Raw genomic sequence first — 2,471 nt, forward strand, 5'->3', positions numbered from 1 at the left:
ATCCAAGCCAGCCTGCTCCGGGAAGTGATCATCTCCCTTGCACTGGTGTTTGTTGCATTGGTCTGTGCCCGCGCCGCCCTCAGGGAACCAGGGGAGGGCAAGGCAATGAAGGAGCACCCCGCTCCCACCTGGGAGCACGCCTTCCTGGTGATGAATCCGCGGTCCGGCGGGGGCAAGGTGGTGAAGTTCGACCTCCAGAGGAAGGCAGAGGAACTCGGAGCCGAGGTGGCCCTTCTTGAGGGGCCGGGGCCGGTGGATGTGGATGCGTTGACCCGGCAGGCCGTGGAACGCGGGGCCGATCTGCTCGGCGTCGCCGGTGGTGACGGAACCCAGGCCCTGGTGGCGGGCATCGCGGCCGAGCACAACCTGCCGTTCCTGGTGATCAGCGCCGGCACCCGCAATCATTTCGCCCTGGATCTCGGGCTGGACCGGGAGGACCCGAGCGGCTGCCTGGAGGCCCTGAAGGACGGGGTGGAGCTGCACGTCGACCTTGGCAAGATCAACGGCCGCACGTTCGTCAACAACTCATCGTTCGGGGTGTACGCCGAGGTGGTGCAGAGCCCGGCGTACCGCGATGACAAGGCCGGGACGGTGCTGCAAATGCTTCCGGACCTGATCAAGGGYGCTAAGGGGGCACGGCTGCGGGCCGAGGTGGGCGGCGTGACGGTGGACGGCCCGCAGGCGGTGCTGGTGAGCAACGGTCCCTACGGCAGCAATGACCTCGCGGGCCTGGGCCGCCGGACCCGGCTGGACCGCGGCGTTCTAGGCGCCGTGGCGCTCTCCGCGGCSAGCACCCGGGAAGCGGTCGGACTGCTGCGCCGGGCCACGAAGCATGGCCTGATCCAACGCACYGCGCCGGAGGTGGTGGTCGGCGCCGACGTGCCCGAGATTCCCGTCGGCGTGGACGGTGAGGCCCTGCTGATGACCACGCCGGTGCGCTGCACCATCGAGCCGGGCGCGCTGCGGGTCCTGGTTCCGCGGAATCGTCCGGGCGTCCCGCCGGCCCAGCCCTCCCTGGACCTGGTCCGGCTCCGTGAGCTGGCGTGGGGGCGGCACCTGAATGCGCCCGCGCCGTCCGCTCCGGCGTCGGCAGGGGAGTGACGTCGCCGTCGGCTGGCAGGTCCGTCCTTGCGGGGCCGGCGTCACGTACAGCAGACTTTCCGGTCCCGGCCRCGCGGTCCGCCGCGGATTCCCGGGAGCGGCCCACGGCCGCGGCGTCCAAWGTCTGMGCTGCGTGACGMGCCAACCCGYCCGACGCCGCGGCRTGTGTCGCCTGGTTCGATTTCGGCTGSMGSSGYAGGACAGACTGTTGCCGTGAGCAACTCTCCCCGGACAGGCCTGGCCGTCGCCGGCCTCAGCCTCGGCACGTCCTTGAACCCGCTGAATTCCTCGATGATCGCCGTCGCCCTGGTGGTAYTGCGCGAGGAYTTCGGGCTCGACGTCGCCACGGTCACCTGGGTGATCACCGCGTTCTATCTCACCTCCGCGGCCGGCCAGCCGTTGATGGGCCGGCTSGCGGACCGCTTCGGCCCGCGGAGGCTGTTCCTGCTGGGCATGGCGCTGGTGGCAGTGACCTGCGCGCTGGCTCCCTTCGCRCCGAACTTCGCGCTSCTSTGCGTGGCCCGGGCCTTCATGGCACTGGGCACSGCGACCGCCTACCCGAGCGCCGTCGTCATGGTCGCYGCRCTGGCGCGGGAGGCSAACGTGAAGTCSACMCGGCCGCTGGGCCGGATCCAGATGGCGAATACCTCGGCCGCCGCCGTCGGGCCYGTGGTGGGCGGGCTGCTGGTGAGCCTGGTGGGGTGGCAGGCGCTGTTCCTGRTCAACGTCCCGCTGTCCCTGGTGGCGATCCTCGTGGTCCGGCGGTTTGCCCCGGCGGACGGTKTSCGGGAGCGCGGSCGGGTGTCGGAGCTGGTSCGGGACTCGGACCTGCCSGGAATCGGGGCTTTCATCGGCGCCCTGGTGCTGGTGATGATGGCGCTGCTGAATGTGCTGCCCGACTACCGGTGGTGGCTGCTGGGCGGAGGGCTGGTCCTCGCGGCGCTGTTCGCGTGGCGGGAGCTGCGGTTCAGCCCGCCGTTCCTGGACCTGCGGCTGCTGGGCCGCAACCGGCCTTTGCTGCTGGTCTACCTGGGCTTCGCGCTGTTCAACGGCGTCTACTACTTCGCGTTCTTCGGTCTGCCGCAGCTGCTGCAGACCGCGGGCGGCTACGATCCCGGCGTCGTGGGCATCCTGATGCTGCCGCTCGCGACGATCTCGGTGGTCGGGACACCGTTCGCGGTCCGCGCGATCGACAGGTTCGGCGTGCGGCGGGTGCTGATCGCCGGCGTCGGGCTGCTCATTTTCGCGTCGGCGTGCATGTGGCTGCTGACGGTATCCCTCGCCGTCCCGCTGGTGATTGCGCTGACCGCGTTGCTGGGGCTGCCGTATTGCGTGGTCGCCATTTCCTCGAGCCAGGGCATGTACGTGTC

The 2,471-nt window shown here is 70.3% G+C and carries 2 protein-coding genes; both read left to right on the forward strand.

Annotated features, from left to right (window positions below; genetic code table 11):
• Window positions 1-1,101: diacylglycerol/lipid kinase family protein (locus AC1DEY_RS22865; protein ID WP_476869996.1), on the forward strand; the 1,101-nt coding region annotated here is incomplete at its 5' end.
• A gap of 213 nt (window positions 1,102-1,314) precedes the next feature.
• The coding region (locus tag AC1DEY_RS22870; RefSeq protein WP_476869997.1) for an MFS transporter at window positions 1,315-2,471 on the forward strand (1,157 nt) is incomplete at its 3' end.

This window comes from Arthrobacter sp. 05T47, assembly GCF_056395825.1.